15 protein-coding genes and 1 other RNA gene are annotated in these 15,786 nt (G+C 71.2%); 10 read left to right on the forward strand and 6 right to left on the reverse strand.

The genetic code is table 11. The features are described from left to right. Positions 1–61: 61 nt before the first annotated feature. Genes V5F61_RS07900 through V5F61_RS07910 form a run of 3 tightly spaced genes read right to left on the reverse strand, consistent with a single transcriptional unit; the run spans position 62 to position 4,662 of the window. Positions 62–3,310, reverse strand: a complete 3,249-nt coding sequence (locus V5F61_RS07900; protein ID WP_393988960.1) for an efflux RND transporter permease subunit — start codon at positions 3,308–3,310, stop codon at positions 62–64. A 17-nt stretch (positions 3,311–3,327) separates the two neighbouring features. Next, positions 3,328–4,422, reverse strand: coding sequence for an efflux RND transporter periplasmic adaptor subunit (locus V5F61_RS07905; protein ID WP_393988940.1), 1,095 nt, complete (start codon positions 4,420–4,422; stop codon positions 3,328–3,330). A 36-nt stretch (positions 4,423–4,458) separates the two neighbouring features. Continuing rightward, the gene (locus tag V5F61_RS07910; protein WP_393988941.1) at positions 4,459–4,662 is read right to left on the reverse strand and encodes a YgaP family membrane protein; all 204 of its coding nucleotides are present in this window, start codon (positions 4,660–4,662) and stop codon (positions 4,459–4,461) included. A gap of 104 nt (positions 4,663–4,766) precedes the next feature. Between V5F61_RS07910 and V5F61_RS07915 the strand changes: the two genes are divergently transcribed. Next, complete coding sequence (locus V5F61_RS07915) at positions 4,767–5,060, forward strand: ArsR/SmtB family transcription factor (RefSeq protein WP_393988942.1); 294 nt, start codon at positions 4,767–4,769, stop codon at positions 5,058–5,060. 10 nt (positions 5,061–5,070) lie between these two features. Here the strand turns inward: V5F61_RS07915 and V5F61_RS07920 are convergent, their stop codons facing one another. Both V5F61_RS07920 and V5F61_RS07925 read right to left on the reverse strand, forming a co-directional pair. Continuing rightward, complete coding sequence (locus V5F61_RS07920; protein ID WP_393988943.1) at positions 5,071–5,805, reverse strand: ZIP family metal transporter; 735 nt, start codon at positions 5,803–5,805, stop codon at positions 5,071–5,073. A gap of 74 nt (positions 5,806–5,879) precedes the next feature. Next, complete coding sequence (locus V5F61_RS07925; RefSeq protein WP_393988944.1) at positions 5,880–6,419, reverse strand: DUF2244 domain-containing protein; 540 nt, start codon at positions 6,417–6,419, stop codon at positions 5,880–5,882. Between the two features lie 307 nt (positions 6,420–6,726). Here V5F61_RS07925 and nth point away from each other — a divergent pair, with 307 nt between their 5' ends. From nth to V5F61_RS07940, 3 genes are all read left to right on the forward strand, one after another. Then, the gene (gene nth / locus V5F61_RS07930) at positions 6,727–7,458 is read left to right on the forward strand and encodes an endonuclease III (RefSeq protein ID WP_393988961.1); all 732 of its coding nucleotides are present in this window, start codon (positions 6,727–6,729) and stop codon (positions 7,456–7,458) included. 210 nt (positions 7,459–7,668) lie between these two features. Then, the gene (locus V5F61_RS07935; protein ID WP_393988945.1) at positions 7,669–8,295 is read left to right on the forward strand and encodes a DUF2087 domain-containing protein; all 627 of its coding nucleotides are present in this window, start codon (positions 7,669–7,671) and stop codon (positions 8,293–8,295) included. A 49-nt stretch (positions 8,296–8,344) separates the two neighbouring features. Beyond that, a complete protein-coding gene (locus V5F61_RS07940; protein WP_393988946.1) occupies positions 8,345–9,250 on the forward strand; it encodes an alpha/beta fold hydrolase in 906 nt (301 codons plus the stop codon). A 415-nt stretch (positions 9,251–9,665) separates the two neighbouring features. Here V5F61_RS07940 and aroB read toward each other — a convergent pair whose 3' ends face one another. Next, entirely contained in the window at positions 9,666–11,402 is a 1,737-nt protein-coding gene (gene aroB, locus V5F61_RS07945; RefSeq protein WP_393988962.1) for a 3-dehydroquinate synthase, read from the reverse strand. A gap of 261 nt (positions 11,403–11,663) precedes the next feature. Here aroB and V5F61_RS07950 point away from each other — a divergent pair, with 261 nt between their 5' ends. The 6 genes from V5F61_RS07950 to V5F61_RS07975 all read left to right on the forward strand — a co-directional run bounded on the left by V5F61_RS07950 (position 11,664) and on the right by V5F61_RS07975 (position 15,766). Further along, complete coding sequence (locus V5F61_RS07950; protein ID WP_393988947.1) at positions 11,664–11,807, forward strand: hypothetical protein; 144 nt, start codon at positions 11,664–11,666, stop codon at positions 11,805–11,807. Beyond that, positions 11,804–12,769: a site-specific tyrosine recombinase XerD gene (locus tag V5F61_RS07955; protein ID WP_393988948.1), complete on the forward strand. Its 966-nt coding sequence runs from the start codon at positions 11,804–11,806 to the stop codon at positions 12,767–12,769. Before V5F61_RS07950 ends, V5F61_RS07955 begins: the two co-directional genes overlap by 4 nt. Before the next feature lie 44 nt (positions 12,770–12,813). Then, positions 12,814–13,174, forward strand: a transfer-messenger RNA (tmRNA) gene (gene ssrA, locus V5F61_RS07960). Between the two features lie 135 nt (positions 13,175–13,309). Then, entirely contained in the window at positions 13,310–13,933 is a 624-nt protein-coding gene (locus V5F61_RS07965; protein WP_393988949.1) for an SspB family protein, read from the forward strand. 46 nt (positions 13,934–13,979) lie between these two features. After that, positions 13,980–15,245 carry a flavin monoamine oxidase family protein gene (locus V5F61_RS07970; RefSeq protein ID WP_393988950.1) on the forward strand — a complete coding sequence of 422 codons (1,266 nt, stop codon included), beginning with the start codon at positions 13,980–13,982 and terminating at the stop codon, positions 15,243–15,245. Continuing rightward, positions 15,242–15,766, forward strand: a complete 525-nt coding sequence (locus tag V5F61_RS07975; RefSeq protein WP_393988951.1) for a dihydrofolate reductase — start codon at positions 15,242–15,244, stop codon at positions 15,764–15,766. Before V5F61_RS07970 ends, V5F61_RS07975 begins: the two co-directional genes overlap by 4 nt. Positions 15,767–15,786 lie beyond the last annotated feature (20 nt).

Below are 15,786 nucleotides of genomic sequence, written 5' to 3' on the forward strand. Positions count from 1 at the left end.
CCATGGGAGGCGCCATTTACGAGGCGCCCCCCTTTCATGTCAAGCGGCGCAGCGCCGAATTTCAGGCGCCCTGTGGATGACTTCCGGCGTTGTCCACACCCTCGTTTCGTGGCGCCTCCCGCTCGCCACGCAGCGCCACATAGATGGCGGGGATCACCAGCACGGTGAGCGCGGTGGAGGAGAGGAGGCCGAAGAACAGCGAGATGGCGAGCCCCTGGAAGATGGGATCGGTGAGGATCACCGCCGCGCCGATCATGGCCGCCAGCGCGGTCAGCAGGATCGGCTTGAAGCGGATGGCGCCGGCTTCCAGCAGCACCTCCTTCAGCGGCCGGCCCGGCGTGCGGGCATGGCGGATGAAGTCCACCAGCAGGATCGAGTTGCGCACGATGATGCCCGCGAGCGCGATGAAGCCGATCATGGACGGCGCCGAGAACGGCGCGCCGAACAGCCAGTGGCCGAACACGATGCCGATGAAGGTGAGCGGAATGGGCGTGAGGATCACCAGCGGCAGCTTGAACGAGCCGAACTGCGCGACCACCAGGATGTAGATGCCGAGGATGGCGACCCCGAAGGCCGCGCCCATGTCGCGGAAGGTCACCCAGGTCACCTCCCATTCGCCGTCCCACAGCAGGGTGGGGGTGCTCTCGTCCGCCGGCTGGCCGTGGAGCGCCACCACCGGCTTCGGCAGGTTGCCCCAGTCCATGGCGTCGAGCGCCTTGCCCACCGCGATCATGCCGTACACCGGCGCCTCGTAGGCCCCGGCGAGGTCCGCCGTCACCATCTCCGCCGCGCGGCCGTTGTGGCGGAAGACGGGGAAAGAGGAGGGCTCGCGGCTCACGCTCACCACGTCGCCCAGCTCCAGCACGCCGCGCCCGCCGGGCACGGCATTGGCCGGCACGGGCGTGGAGAGGGTGCGGGCGTCCACCTGCCTGTCGGCCTTGGACAGGGCGAGGCGGATGGGGATGGGCGGGCGCCCCTCGCCGCGATGGGAATAGCCCACCGTGGCGCCGCCGTAGAAGGCGCGGATGGCGTCATGCACGTCCGCCTGCTCCACCTTGTAGAATTCGAGATTGTCCTGGTCGATGGAGAGGCGCACCCGCTCGGCGGTGGTGCCGAAGCTGTCGTCCACATCGACGATGAAGGGCACGCTCTCGAACGCCGCGCGCACCTTGCGCGCCACCGCGCGGCGGGTGTCCGGGTCGGGCCCGTAGATCTCCGCCAGCAGGGTGGCGAGCACCGGCGGGCCCGGAGGCGGCTCCACCACCTTCAGGGCGCTGCCGGGGGGCAGGGGGATGGCCTTGAGCCGCTCGCGCAGCTCCAGGGCGATGTCGTGGCTGGTGCGGCGGCGCTCGCTTTTGGGGACGAGGTTCACCTGGATGTCGCCCTGGCGCGGCGCGGTGCGCAGATTGTAGTGACGCACCAGCCCGTTGAAGTTGAAGGGGGAGGCCGTGCCGGCATAGGTCTGGAACGAGACCACCTCCGGCACCGGGGCGAGCGCGTCCACCATCTGCTGCAGCACGCGGTTGGTGTCCTCCACCGAGGCTCCCTGGGGCAGGTCCAGCACCACGTTCAGCTCGGTCTTGTTGTCGAACGGCAGCAGCTTCACCGTGACATGCTCGGTGTAGAAGCTGGAGAGCGAGGCGAGGGTGATCGCGCCCACGGCCAGGAGGAAGGTCCAGGCCCGTGCCCTGGTGCGCAGGATGGGTTCCGCCACCTTCACATAGAGCCGCCCCAGCCGGCCTCCGCCCGCCGCCTCATGGGCGTGGGCCACCGCCGCCCTGGAGCTCGCCGCCTTCAGCATCAGCCAGGGGGTGAGCACCACCGCGACGAAGAAGGAGAACACCATGGCCGCCGAGGCATTGGCCGGAATGGGGCTCATGTAGGGGCCCATCATGCCCGACACGAACAGCATGGGCAGCAGCGCCGCCACCACGGTGAGCGTCGCCACGATGGTGGGGTTGCCCACCTCCGCCACCGCCTCGACGGCGGCCTGCTCTCGCCTGCGCCCGTCCTTCATGGCCCAGTGGCGGGCGATGTTCTCGATGACGACGATGGCGTCGTCCACCAATATGCCGATGGAGAAGATGAGCGCGAACAGGCTCACCCGGTTGAGCGTGTAGCCCATGAGGCGGGAGGCGAACAGCGTGAGCAGGATGGTGGAGGGAATGACCACCGCCACCACCAGCGCCTCGCGCCAGCCGATGGCGACCCCCACCAGCACCACGATGGAGAGGGTGGCGAGGCCCAGGTGCAGCAGCAGCTCGTTGGCCTTCTCGTTGGCGCTCTCGCCGTAATTGCGGGTGATGGTCATGTCCACGTCGGCGGGGACCATCCGGCCGCTCAGTTCGTGCACCCGGCGGAGCACCTCCTGCGCGATCACCACTGCATTGGTGCCCGGCCGCTTGGCGATGGCGAGCGACACCGCCGGCACGCGCACCAGCGCGTCGCTACCGCGGCGCACGTCGTAGACGCGGGTTTCCTCCGGCTCGGTGGCCAGCATCACCTTGGCCACGTCGCGCACATAGACCGGGCGGCCATCGCGGGCGGTGAGCAGCAGGTTGCCGATCTCGGCCGGGGTCTGGAGCGTCTGCCCGGCCACCAATGTGCGCTGCTGGCCCTTCTCGCGCACCGTGCCGGCCTGGAACGAGCGGTTGGCGCCTTCGATCTTGCCCGAGAGCTGCGCCAGCGTGATGCCGTAGAGCGAGAGCTTTTCCGGGTCCGGCTCCACGCGGATTTCCTCCGGCTGCTCACCGACGATGTAGCTGAGGCCGATGTCCGGCAGCTTGGCGATTTCCACCTGCAGCTCGCGCGCGATGCGGGTGAGGCCGTTGGCGGTCCAGCGGTCGGCGGCATCGGGCCTGGGGGTGAGCGTCACCACCAGGATGGCCACATCGTCGATGGAGCGGCCGACGATCAGCGGCTCGGGAATGCCCACCGGCAGGCGGTCGAAATTGGCGCGCAGCTTCTCGTGCACGCGCAGGATGGCGGCATCGGGATCGGTGCCCACCAGGAAGCGCGCGGTTACGAGCACGCCGTCATCCGCCGTGTTGGAATAGACGTGCTCCACGCCGTCTATGCCCTTGACGATGGTTTCGAGCGGCTCGGTGACCAGCTTCACCGCATCTTCCGCCTTCAGCCCGTTGGCGGTGACATGGATGTCCACCATGGGCACGGAGATCTGCGGCTCCTCCTCGCGCGGGAGGGTGACGAGGGCGATGATGCCGAAGGCGAAGGCCGCCATCAGCAGCAGCGGCGTGAGGGGGGAGGAGATGAACAGGCGGGTGAGGGTGCCGGCGATGCCGAGCTTCACGGGATGGGGCGTGTCGCTCACGGCAGCACCACCGTATCGCCGTCGGCAAGGCCGGTGAGGACCTCCACCCGGGGTTTGCCATTTTCGGCGAAGCGCTCGCCCAGCACCACGGCCACGTCGGCGGGGCCGCGCGGGGTCATGAGGCGCACGTAGTCCACGCCGTGGCGGGTGGCCACCGCCTCCGGCGGCACCGCCAGCACCGGGCGGCGGCCGATCTCGATCCACACCAGCGTGCGCTCGTTGACGAAATAGTCGCCGAGCCCGGCCACGTCCACGTCGGCCATCACCCGGCCGCCGGTGATCTCCGGATAGACCTTCACGATGCGGCCCTCCCGCGCGGTCGCGAGGTCACCGGCCCTTTCCGGGGAGATGCCGCGCGCGCCGATGCGCACCCGGCCGCCCTCGCGGATATCCGCCGCGTGGCGCTCGGGCAGGGAGAGGCGCAGGTAGTATTGCCCCGAGGCGATGCGGGCGATTTCGTCGCCCGCCAGCACCACGGAGCCGGGGGTGACGGGCACGGTGAGCACGCGCCCGTCGGCCGGGGCCAGCACCGCCCCCTCGCGCTCGCGCTGCAGCACCACGGCGCGGTCGGCCTCGGCGGCGGCGACCTGGTTGGCGGCCACATCGAACTGGGTCCTGGCGGTGTCCACGCGGCTCTGGCTGGCGAAGCCCTTGGCCAGCAGCTGCTGGGCGCGGTCGAGCTCGGTGCGGGCGTTCTCCAGCTGGGAGTTCAGCTCCTTGATCTTGGCGTCCGCCGCGTTGAGGGTGAGGGTGAGCTTGTCGTCCACCACCAGGGCCACCTCGTCCCCTTTCTTGACCTCGCTGCCCTCGGAGACCTTCACCTCGCGCACCGTGCCGCCGAGGCGCGCGCGGGCGGGCACCACGGTGCGGCTCTCCACCTCGCCGAACACCGCCTTCATCTCGGGAATATCCTGGCGATGCACGGGGAAGGGAGCCTTCTCCGGCGTCCCGGCGGAGATGCGGGGCGCCGCGGGCGGGAGGGGGTCGGGCTGGGCGGCGGCGGGTGCCGCGGCGCCGGCAAGGCCGGCGGCGAGCAACACCCCGCGAAGCGCCGCGGCGAGCGCGGGCGCGCGAAGGAGGACAGGGGACATGGTGTTCCGTTCCCGGCGGCGGCGCCGCCGCTGAGATCAGGAGAAGGCGCAGCCGGCCTTGAGGCCGAGCTTCTTGAAGATCATGGCCGCCGGGCAGAAGCCCGTGACGGACGCCTGCATGAGGTTCACGCCCACGAAGGCGGTGAGCCATAGCCAGTAGGGCGAGACGAAGACGCCGAGGGCCAGCGATAAAAGCACCATGAACCCGGCAAACATCATGACGGCGCGATCGACCGACATTATCCTAGCTCCCGATTGCGCGCGGGGCGGCAGGCCGCCTCGCACCGTTCGGGTTGCAGATAACATTCAAAGATTATAAATTCAAGATCATGAATATATCGGAGATGATCCCGGCTTCGGAGAAGGCCGCGGAGCTGATGCGCTCCCTGTCCCATCCCCAGCGCCTTCTGGTGCTGTGCGCGCTCGGGGCCGAGGAAAAATCCGTGGCGCAGCTGCGCGAGGAGCTGGGCATCGAGCAGGTGCCCATGTCGCAGCAGCTCATGCGCCTGCGGGCGGACGGCCTCGTCGCCGCCCGCCGCGAGGGCACCAGCGTATTCTACCGCATCGCCCGCCCGGAGGTGATCCAGGTGGTGGAGGCACTCCACGACGCCTTCTGCGGCAAGGCCATGGGGTGCTGAGCCCCGTTCCTCACCCGCCCAGCGCGTTGAGCAGCAGCACGGCGAGGAAGCCCAGGAAGAAGGCGCCCGCGGAATAGGTGTTGTCCCGCGTGCCCTCGTGGGCTTCGGCCAGCAGCTCCTCCGCCACCAGGTAGAGCAGCGCCGCCGTGGCGAAGGCGAGGATGCCGGTCTGCATCACGGCCGGGAGGGCGGAGAAGGCCGCCGCGCCGATCAGCGCGCCTACCGGCACCAGCAGCGCGAGGCCGGACATTTTCGCCATGGCAGGCCCGCCGCCGCCGAGGGTGACCACCGTGGCGAGGCCGAGGAAGAACACTTCCAGCGAGAGCGCGGCGACCACCACCAGCCCGCTCTCCGGCACCGCCGCGAGGGTGACCGCGCACAAAAGGCCGTCGACGAGGAGATCGACGCCCACCGTCACCATCAGGCCGGTGCTTCCGCGCCCGGCCGGCGCGCCTTCCGCTTCGTCGTCCTCCTCCTCGCCCACCAGGGCGCGGATGGCGAGCATGGCGCCGCCGCCGAGAAGGAAGCCGAGGGCCATGCCGAGCGGCGGGGCCGCGCCGAGCTCCGGCAGCAGCTCGGCGCCCACCGCGGCCAGCACCACGCCGGCCGTGAAATGCTGCACGGAGCTGCGCGTGTGGGGCCCCGGCCGCCAGACCGTGCCCAGGAGGGCGCCCAGCATCGCCAGAATGGCGGGAATGAGGGTGGGCCAGACGAGGTTCAGCGCTTGGGGCACAGCGGCAGACATGGCGGCAGCTCCGGAAGTCTGCCGCACGTTACCGGCATGCCGGCGTCCGCCATGTGACGGGTGCTGCCCGCCGCCTATGGCGCGCTGCGCATGATGCCCTTCCGCACCGCCCAGAGCGCCTGCGACAGCTCGCCCGCCAGCCGCCCTTTCTCGGCCGGGCCGAGGAAGCCGCCCACCGGAACCCGCCGCCGTCCGCAGGCCAGGGCCACCTCCAGCGTGCCGAAATCGTCGTCGTCCGTACGCTCCACGCGGGTCCAGGAGGGGTTGAGCCGCTCGGTGTGGCCTGTCCCGCGCGCCGGTTCGCGCCGCACCTCCACGAGGCTCGCGGTGACGGTGATGTGCTCGCGCGCCCGCGCGGCGCGGGCGCTGGCGCCGAAGGCGAGATAGAGCAGGAGCGCATCGAGCCCTAGGAAGCCGGTCACCGGCCAGGCGCCCATGGCCAGGAACACGGCGCCGCTGCCGAGGCTCGCCAGCGCCATGAGCCCTGTCACCACCAGCGCCCCGCCCGCCGACAGGGAGCGGTGGGGCGCGAGCGTGACCGCGTAGACGAGGGGATCGCCCGCGTCTTCGCTCGCATTCGCCCGGATGGGGGCCGGATCGGTGGCATCGGTCATGAGGGCGCAGTATAGGGGAAAAATGCCGCCAAAACCGCCCGCCCAGCGCCCGCCCGCCGCCGCCTCCGAGGACACGCACGATCCGCTGGCGGACCTCATCTCCCCGCCGCGCCCGCGCAAGGGCGCGCCGCCAGCCGCCGGAGGCGGGAAGGGGGCGAAGACCCCGGCCGCGGCTTCCGCCACGGGCGCCACCCGGCGCGAGACGACGAAGGTTGCCACCGCCAAGGGTGGAGCGAGCACCGGCGCAGCGCGCCGCGGGACCAGGGGCAAGGGGGATGCGGCCAAGGGGGATCTGGGCAAGGTGAACATGGCGAAGCGCGGCGTGCCCGAGCAGCCTGTCGCCCCCCGCCGCAGCAAGGCGGTGGCGAATGCGGCCGCCGCCGTCCACGGCAAGACCGTCGCGTCGTGGAGCGAAGAGGAGGTCGTGGAGGCGTTTACCCGCTTCGAGGCGCAGGACCCCGAGCCCAAGGGCGAATTGGATTACACCGACCCCTACACCCTGCTGGTCGCGGTGGTGCTCTCCGCCCAGGCCACCGACGTCGGGGTGAACAAGGCGACCAAGGGCCTGTTCGCCGCCGCTCCCACCCCCGCCGCCATGGTGGCGCTGGGGGAGGAGCAGGTGGCGCATTTCATCCGCACCCTCGGCCTCTACAAGAACAAGGCGAAGAACGTGGTGGAGCTCTCCCGCCTGCTGCTGGAGCGCCACCACGGGGAGGTGCCGCGCGACCGGGAGGCGCTGGAGGCGCTGCCCGGTGTCGGCCGCAAGACCGCCAACGTGGTGCTGAACATCGCCTTCGGCGTGCCCACCATCGCCGTGGACACCCACCTGTTCCGCGTCGCCAACCGCACGGGCCTTGCCCCCGGCGCGACGCCGCTGGCGGTGGAGGAGGCGCTGGAGGTGCGCATCCCCGACCGCTTCAAGCTCCATGCCCACCATTGGCTGATCCTGCACGGGCGCTACATCTGCAAGGCCCGCGTGCCGGAATGTGGCCGCTGCCTCATCGCCGACCTGTGCCGCTGGCCGGAAAAGCGGTTCTGAGTGGTGCCGGGCGCGTGGACGTCTTGAGCCCGGCGCGCGGTTGGGCTAATCGAGGGGCAGGGTCCGCAGTTCACCCAGGCGTCACCGCCCCGAAAGGGGAGCTAAACCTGCCTTATCCGCATTCGATCGACAGCTTGTCCCGCGTCGCGTCGCAAGCCGGTGACCATCGACATCCGTTTCCGGAAATCGGCGCCTTGTCGAGGATGAGTCATGTCCAGACCGGTCTTTCCGCTCGCGGCGGATGATATTTCCGCCTTCGCCCGTGCACTGCGCGGCCAGCTCGCGCGCTGCGATCACCTGCCGAGCCATCTCGAACTGCTCAACATGCTGGCCCGCGCCGGCGGCCACCGCAATTTCCAGCACTTCCGCGCCGTGGCCGAGGGCGCCGGCGAGGTCCGGCCGCCGGTGGAGCCGCCGCCCCCTGCCGAGCCCGTGGACGAGAAGCGGGTGGAGCGCGTCGCCCGCCTGTTCGACGCTGAGGGGCGCCTGATCCGCTGGCCCGGCAAGGAAAGTTGGCGCCACCTGTGCCTGTGGGCGCTGTGGTCCACTGTGCCGGCGGGCGAGACCTTCGCCGAGCGGGAGATCAACGCGCACTTCACCGCCCGCCACCTGTTCGAGGATTATGCCCTGCTGCGCCGGGAGATGGCGGACCGCGGCATGGTCTGGCGCACGGCGGACGGGCGCGCCTATCGCCGGATCGAGCAGCGCCCGCCGGCTGAAGCCCGTGCTCTCATCCGCCGCGTGGCGGCGCGGCTGGCCATCGGCCGGGCCGCTTCCGCCGGCGGAGGGGCGCCGGGTCGCATTGGCCCGAATCGCGGCGATGCGCCACTCTCCTGAGGCGGCGCACCCCTCCGGCGCGGGGCGGGTGCGCGTGGGGAGGGCGCGGATGCATTCGGTGGCGCAGGCGGCGGAGCGGCTTCTGGGGGAGATCCCGCCGCCGATGCTCATCTCCACGCCGCGGGGGCCGCTCGCCTGCGCGGTGGCGGGGGAGGGGCCGCCGCTGCTGGCCCTGCATGGCATCATGGGCGGGCTCGACCAGTCGTGGCTGCTCGCGCGGGCCCTGCTCGGCGGGCCGTTCCGGCGGCGGGTCCTCGCCGTGGCGCGGCCCGGCTATCCCGGCACACCGCTGGAGACGGGCGGCACCGCCGAGGCGCAGGCCGAGGCCTATGCCGCGCTGCTGGACACGCTGGGGCTGGATGCGGTCCACATCGCCGCCTTCTCCGGCGGCGGGCCCTCGGCGCTGGCGTTCGCGCGGCTGTTTCCGGGGCGCTGCCGGGGGCTGCTGCTGGTCAGCGCCTGCACCGGCCGGCTGGAGGCGCGGCCAGAGGGGCGCGCGGTGCTGGCGCGGGCACGTTTTCTCACACGCCTGCCGGGCCTGCGCGCGGTGCCCGCCTGGGCGGTGCGCCACTGGACGGACACGGCCGCGCGGGGCTTCGTGCCCGCCGCCGCCGAGCGTACGCGGGTGCTGGCCGATCCTGAGGCGGGGCCGCTGCTGGCCGCCCTGCTGCTCAGCTCCTGCCTGCACATGGGCGAGCGCATGCCGGGCACCTTTCGCGACGTGGCGCAGTTCGCCGCGCTACCGGCGTGCTGCGACGCGGGGGTCGGCGCGCCCCTCCTGGCGCTGCATGGCACGGCGGATGGCATCGTGCCCTTCGCCCAGGGCGAGGAGATTGCCCGCAGGGTGGGCGGGGCGCGCCTGCTGACGCTCAAAGGGGGCACGCACATGGCGCTGTTCACCCACCTCGCCGAGGTGCGGCGGGCGGCGGCCGCGTTTCTTGAGGCACCGGGCTGACGCGTGCGCCCGTCACCGGGGGCGCCTTCGCGCGGGCGCACCTCGGCGGACTGGACGACATCCGCGCGCTGGCGCCCTCACGAGCGCGTTCGCGCTGGAGCGCAGCGAGGCCGCCGGTCCGCGCGAGGCGCTGGCGGGTCTTCCATTCCGGCTCGCGTGAAAACGCGCGTCAGGCCAAAGGGCCTTGAGCTTTTCGCATGGGCCCTGGGCCAAGCCCGCGCGGCACTTGAGCCAAACCGGCCTAGCCCTCGGTCGAGCCCGGGTCGATGGCATTCGCGCCATGGCTTGGAACGCTCGCCGTGAGCCGGTGCGAGCGGCGCCCGCACCGGGGACCTGGGCCAAGTCCGCTCCGGCACGAACATCGCCCGGCCCGATCAAGCATCGAGCCGGTGGTCCAAGTCCGAAGGCGCGGCGCTCAGCGCACCTCGGCCAGGAAGGCGCGCACCTGGGCGGGGTCCACGTCCTTCGCCACGAACGCCTCGCCAATGCCGCGCGCGAGAATGAAGGTGAGCGCGCCGCGGCTCACTTTCTTGTCCTGGGCGATAAGGGTCATCAGGCCATCGGTGTCCGGCAGCTCGCCGGGAACGTCGGAAATGCGGGTGGGCAGGCCGGCGGCTTCCAAGTGGCGCGTCATGCGCGTCACGTCCTGGCCGGGGCACAGGCCGAGCCGCGCCGAGAAGGCGAAGGCGAGCGCCATGCCGATGGCCACCCCCTCGCCGTGGAGCAGGCGATCGGAGAAGCCGGCGCCAGCCTCCAGCGCATGGCCGAAGGTATGGCCGAGGTTGAGCAGCGCCCGGTCGCCGGTCTCCTTCTCGTCACGGGCGACGATGGCGGCCTTGGCGAGGCAACTCGCGGCCACCGCCTCGATGCGCGCCGGCCCGCCGCCGATGACGCCGGCATGTTCCTTCTCCAGCCACTCGAAGAAGGTACGATCGCCGATGAGGCCGTATTTGGCCACCTCCGCATAGCCCGCCCGCACCTCGCGCACGGGCAGGGTGTCGAGGGCGGCGGTATCGGCCAGCACCAGCACCGGCTGGTGGAAGGTGCCCACCAGGTTCTTGCCCTGGGGCGAGTTGATGCCGGTCTTGCCGCCGACGGAGGAATCCACCTGGGAGAGCAGGGTGGTCGGCGCCTGCACCACGTCCACGCCCCGGCGCAGCACCGAGGCGGAAAAGCCCGCGAGGTCGCCCACCACGCCGCCGCCCAGCGCCAGCACCAGATCGCGCCGCTCGATGCGGGCGGCGATGAGGCCCTCCACCACCTGCTGGAGGCCGGCCCAGCACTTGGTCTTCTCGCCCGGCTCCACCACGATGGCGGTGTGCTCGATGCCGGCCTCCGCCAGCGCGGCCTCGACGGTGGCGAGGTGTCCGGCAGCCGCCACGTTGCGATCGGTGACGATGGCCACCCGCGCGCCCTTGCGCAGGGCCTTCACATGGGTGCCGGTCTCGCTGAGGAGGCCGGGGCCGATGAGGATGTCGTAGGGCCGGCCCGCCAGGTCCACGCGCACCGCGCTGCGCTGGGCGCCGGCAGGGAAGACGGGGGCGGGCGAAACGGTCATGGTGCGGTGTCCTTGGTCCGGGTGCGTCAGGTGGCGGGCGAGCGCCGCCACCACCTCGTCCACCACCACGTCGTGGGCGACGTCGCGGGAATCGACCACCACGTCGGCGAGGGCATAGGTCTGGCCGCGCTGGCGCTGCAAAGCGGCGAGCTTGGCGGCGGGGTCGCCCTGGGCGAGCAGCGGGCGGTCGGTGCGCTTCTTCACGCGGCGCAGCAGGGTGTGCAGATCGGCCCGCAGCCAGACGGAGATGCCGTATTCGGCCACCGCCGCCCGGGTCTCGGGGCTCATGAAGGCGCCACCGCCGGTGGCGAGCACCATGGGGCCGGACTGCAGCAGGCGCGACACCACGCGCTTCTCGCCCTCGCGGAACTCGGCCTCGCCGCGGCGGGCGAAGATTTCCGGAATGCTCATGCAGGCGGCGCGCTCGATCTCCTCGTCGGCATCGACGAAGGGCAAGGCGAGGCGCTTGGCGAGGCGCCGGCCCACCGAGGACTTGCCGGCACCGGGCATGCCCACCAGCACCACCACGCGGGCGCCGAGCCGCGCCAGGAGTTCCTCGGTCGAAAGCGGGCCGTGCGGGCGCCCCGTGGTCATGGTCCGGGTGTCCTCTGCTGGCTGCGCGGTCTTGTGTGTCTGCACCCGAAATTCCTTGAGGCTCCGGCCCGCCGCCTCGGCCTTCCATGGGCGCGGCGCGACCGTTGCGGCAGGTGGGCATTGGTCCTTTCCACCCGGCATCATCGGGCTCTAGCATTGGCGAGGGGGGTCGGCAATGCGGTTGAACACGACGGTTGAGCGTGGCACCTCTTCGGCCATGGCCGGCGCGCAGCGATTCGCCCGGCATGGGAGAAGCCGGCGGTGCCTACCCTCATCCGTCTGATCGTGGTGCTTTGCGTTCTCGTCGGGCTCGGCTACGGCGCCCTGTGGGCGCTCGCCAACTGGGTCGAGCCGAAGACGCGGGAAATCAGCTTCACCGTGCCGCCGGATCGGATTGGCAAATGAGCGCGTCCGGCCCGCTCGCCCTGTTCCTGGACATGCAGGCGGTGGAGCGCGGGGCAAGCCGGAACACGCTGGAGGCCTACCGGCGCGACCTCGACGACTTCGCGGCCTTTCTCTCGGGGCGGGGCGAAAGCCCGGTCGGGGCGGCCACCGATGCCATCCGCGCCTATCTCGCGGACCTCGACAAGCGCGGCTTCAAGGGCACCACCATCGCGCGCCGGCTCTCGGCGCTCCGTCAGTTCTACCGCTTCCTGTTCGCGGAGGGCCACCGCGGCGATGATCCGGCCGCCGTGCTGGAGGGGCCGAAGCGCGGCCGGCCGCTGCCCAAGGTGCTCACGGTGGCGGAGGTGACGCGGCTGATCGAAACTGCCCATGCCCGCACCGCCGCCCCTGCGGAAGGGGAGGGGGCAGCCGAGGACACGGCAGGGCGGGGCGAGGTGCTGCGCCGCCTGCGCGTCGCCTGCATGGTGGAGCTGCTCTACGCGAGCGGGCTGCGCGTGTCGGAGCTGGTGAGCCTGCCGGCTTCAGCCGCCCGCACCCGCGCCGATGCCATCATGGTGACCGGCAAGGGCCGCAAGGAGCGGCTGGTCCCTCTCTCGGCGCCGGCCAAGGCGGCCATGGCAGCCTGGCTCGGCGCCCGCAAGGCGGCCGGACTGGACGAGGCGCGCTGGCTGTTTCCCTCATCCGGGGAAAGCGGCCACGTGACGCGCCAGCAGGCGGCGCGGGACTTGAAGGAACTGGCGCTCGCGGCGGGCCTGGACCCGGCGAAGCTCTCGCCCCACGTGCTTCGGCACGCCTTCGCCAGCCACCTGCTCGCCCACGGCGCGGACCTGCGCGTGGTGCAGACCCTGCTTGGCCATGCCGACGTTTCCACAACCCAGATCTACACCCACGTGCTGGACGAGCGCCTGAAAGGCATGGTGCGGGATCTCCACCCCCTCTCGGACGGCCCGGCACGGGACTGAAGGTGGTATTTGGGGGTGGGTTTCCCAGACTTTATGGACGCGAGCCTCTTTCCAGGGCGCGAGGGGCCGCCTATATTCGTTGCGCCGGTGCAAACCGGCTATGGCGATAAATGGATGTCGTAATAAGCCATTCGGACCCGGGGGCGGTACCCGGCGCCTCCACCAAAGCCCGCAGCTTGCCAGCGGCGGGCTCCGGCGGGGGCGAAATAGGATCGACGAGGGTGTAAAGGGCTTTCTTTCGCTCGGCATTGTACCACCGTTATCGGGCTAAACTTATAGTTGCCAACGACAACTATGCTACGGTTGCTCAGGCCGCGTGAGCGGTTTGAAAAACCAAATCAAAGCCCTACCGGGTAGCACTGGATAGGCGGGGTTCGGAGGCACCTGGCAACAGAAGCCTCCACTTCCCTCCGGCGCAGCCGGATCGGCGGGAAGGTTTCATCACCGCTCCCGCGCGCGACGCCCCCGCATCTGACGCGGCGCCTTTCTGGGAGGCGGTGGAGGGTTGGGTCCGGCTGGGAACAAGGCTCAAGCGGGCTCATGTCGGTCGATCACATCCGCTACGATCTCCTCGCCCAGGAAGCGCTGCGCTCCGTCGTGCGACGCGTGCTCTCCGACGTGGCCAAGGACGGCCTGCCGGGCGACCACCATTTCTACATCTCCTTCGATACCCGCGCGCCGGGCGTGCGGCTCTCCCAGCGCATGCGCGAGAAGTATCCGGAGGAGATGACCATCGTTCTCCAGCACCAGTTCTGGGATCTCACCGTTTCCGATTCCGCTTTCGAGGTGGGTCTTTCCTTCGGCGGCATCCCCGAGAAGCTGCTCATTCCCTTCTCCGCGCTGAAGGGCTTCTTCGATCCGTCCGTGAAGTTCGGCCTCCAGTTCGAGCTCGCCGCCCCTGAGGGCGAAAGCGAGGACGAGGCCGACGGCGAGAGCCGCGACGAAGCGGTGGTTCGTCCCGCCGGCCTCAAGCCTGTCGCCGCGCCGGCCGCGCTCAAGCAGCCCTCGCGCGGGGCGGCTTCCGAACCTGCGGTTTCCAGCGCCGGGCCGAACGGGCTCGCCGGCGCCAGGAGCGATGCCGAGGAAACGGCGGAAGAGGCGACCGAGCGTCCCGCAGGCGGTGCGCAGGTGGTGCAGCTCGACGTTTTCCGCAACAAGAAGTGAGCCTTTTGCCGCGGTTCGGCAAGGTTTCGTCCAGGAGGGTACGCGCGTGACCTCCGACACCGATGTGGCCGTCATCGGGGCGGGCGCGGCGGGCCTTGCGGCCGGCGTGCGGCTGGCGGAGGCGGGCGCCGACTTCCGTGTGCTGGAAGCCGCATCCGTGCGCGGTGGCCGCGCGGCTACTGATCGCGAGACCCTCGGCGTGCCCTTCGATCTCGGCTGCCACTGGCTGCACGACGCGCGGGCCAATCCCTTCGTTCCCATCGCCCGTGAGCTGGGTTTTGCCTTTGACGACACTGGCGGGGCCGCGCGGCGCATGCTGCACCTGGGCACCCGCTTTGCCGACCCCGCTGAGCTGGACGAGGCCGAGGCGGCGGTGGAAGCGGCGTTCGCAGCCGTCCACGCTATCGGCCGCGCCGGGCGGGACGTGGCGGCCAGTGAGGTGCTGCCAGACCTCGGCCGCTGGGATCCCTTGGCGCGCCACTGGCTGAGCCTCATGTCCGCCGCCCCTCCGGAGCGGATCTCCACCCTCGATTTCAGCCTCTACCGGGACACCGCCGACAACTGGCCGGTGCTGGACGGCTACGGCAGTCTCATCCTCGCCCACAGCCGCAATGTGCCGGTCACCCTCGACTGCCCGGTGACGCGGATCGACCATTCCGGCGCGCGCATCCTGCTGGAGACCGGGCAGGGGACGCTGCGCTGCCGTGCGGTGGTGGTCGCCGTATCCACGGCGGTGGTCGCGCAGGGGCTGCTCTCCTTCTTCCCCGCGTTGCCGCCGCGGCTCGGCGAGGCGTTTGCGGCGCTGCCGCTGGGCGTCGCCGAGAAGGTGGCGCTGCTGTTCGACAAGGACGTGTTCGGCGTGGCGCCCCGCACCGGGCTCGACGCCTTCGACGAGGCGCGTGCGGACGGGCTCGCCATATCGGCCATCCTCAATCCGGGCGGCGTGCCGGCGGCGGTGGTGCATGTGGCGGGGCCGGGTGCCGGCGCGCTGGTGCAGGCCGGCGAGGGGGCGATGGTGGATTTCGCGGCCTCGGCGCTGGCAAAGGCGTTCGATCCCCGCCTGAAGTGCCATGTGCGGCGCGTGCGCGTCACCCGCTGGTCGGCGCAGCCCTTCATCGGCGGCGGCTATTCCTGCGCCCTGCCTGGAGCCGCCGACCTGCGCGGGGCCCTCTCGGAGGGGATCGACGCGCGCATCTTCTTCGCGGGCGAGGCGCTGGGCGGGCCGGCTTTCTCCACCGCCCACGGCGCCCACCTTTCCGGCATCGCCGCGGCGGAGGCGGCGCTGGCGCAGATCGGGATGCCCGCCCCATGAGCACGGATCTTACCATTCCGCTGGAGCTGGTGGTGGCGGTGGCCGAGAACGGCGTCATCGGCCACGCGGGCGGCCTGCCGTGGCACCTCTCTTCGGACCTGAAGCGCTTCCGGGCCCTCACCTGGGGCAAGCCGCTCATCATGGGGCGGCGCACCTTCGAATCCATCGGCAAGCCGCTGCCCGGTCGCGTTTCGGTGGTGCTGAGCGCGGACCCGGCCTTCACCGTGCCTGAAGGGGTGGTGAAAGCGCCGGACCTCGAGGCTGCCATCACGGCGGCGGCACGGGCGGCGCAGGCGCTCGGCGCGCAGGAGGCCATGGTGATCGGCGGGCGGCGCGTGTTTGCCGATGCGCTGCCCCTCGCCCGTGTGCTGCATCTCACCGAGGTGCACGCGCGCCCCGAGGGCGATGTGGATTTTCCGCCGTTCGACCGCGCGCGGTGGCGCGAGATCCTGCGCGAAGGGCCACAGCGCGGCCCGAAGGACGACGCCGCATTCACTTATGTGACGCTGGAACGGGCCTGACACTGCCAAGCCCGATGCTC

Source organism: Xanthobacter sediminis (assembly GCF_043195015.1).
GTDB lineage: Bacteria > Pseudomonadota > Alphaproteobacteria > Rhizobiales > Xanthobacteraceae > Xanthobacter.